We start from the raw sequence: 916 nt of genomic DNA, 5'->3' as shown, positions 1-916 counted from the left end.
TGGAGTGGGTATGATGAATTGGACACCTAGTTAAGAGCGAAAGGTGTTCAAGATGACCCAAAGAAGAAAGCGATACGACAGGCAGTTCAAGGTCTCGGCGGCAAAGGTGGTCCTGTCCGGGGAAATGACGGTCAAAGGCCTATCGGAGGAACTCGGCATAAAGGATTCGACGCTGAGAAGATGGGCCCGCGAATACGAGGAGATGGGAGACGGCGCGTTCCCCGGAAACGGCTCCCCGAAGATCAACAAGGACTACGAGATCGTGAAGCTCAAGAAGAAGGTCGAGGAGCTCGAGCGCGAGAACGAGATACTAAAAAATTTCCGGGCCTTCTTGAGTCAAGACCATGCGTGAGGTTCGAGTTCCTCAAAGAGCATAGGGGCGAGATCGGCCCCATCAAGAAGGCATGCGGGCTGATGAAAGTCTCGAAATCCGGTTTCTACGAGTATCTCGGCCGGAAGAAGTCCGACACCCAGATAGAGCGGGAGGCGATCGAAGGTTTCGTCGTCGAGGCCTTCGAGCGGCACAAGGGCCGTTACGGCTACCGGCGCATCAACCGCGAACTGCGAAAAAGCGGCATCGTCGTGAGCGAGAAGCGCGTGCTCCGCATCATGCAGAAGCTCGGACTTGCCGGAAAGGGCGCGACCCGAAAACACCGCATCCAGAAGAAGGTCGAGCCGGGAGACCCTCGGTTGAACCTGGTAGAGCGCGCTTTCACCGTGGGCGAGCGCAACAGGCTTTGGGTGGGCGACATCACCTACATACCCACAAGAGAAGGGTGGCTCTATCTCGCAGCCGTGATAGACGCCTTCTCCCGCAAGGTCGTGGGCTGGTCAATGTCCGAGCGCATCACCGAGAAGGTCGCGATCGACGCGATGGAGCAGGCGGTCGGCAGGGAGGGTCCGCCAGATGACGGCA

General features: G+C 58.1%; 1 protein-coding gene and 1 pseudogene. Both read left to right on the top strand.

Annotation, left to right across the window (positions count from 1 at the left end; all coding sequences use genetic code 11):
* Window positions 1–52 precede the first annotated feature (52 nt).
* A pseudogene (locus AAAX72_RS09670) lies at window positions 53–292 on the top strand (transposase); the annotation flags it as partial.
* Window positions 181–916: IS3 family transposase (locus AAAX72_RS09665; protein ID WP_349130173.1), on the top strand; the 736-nt coding region annotated here is incomplete at its 3' end. The pseudogene AAAX72_RS09670 and the gene AAAX72_RS09665, both read left to right, overlap by 112 nt.

It is taken from the genome of Collinsella sp. CLA-ER-H8, assembly GCF_040092335.1.
Lineage (GTDB): Bacteria > Actinomycetota > Coriobacteriia > Coriobacteriales > Coriobacteriaceae > Collinsella.
This window is presented reverse-complemented; position numbering and strand designations above follow the sequence as displayed.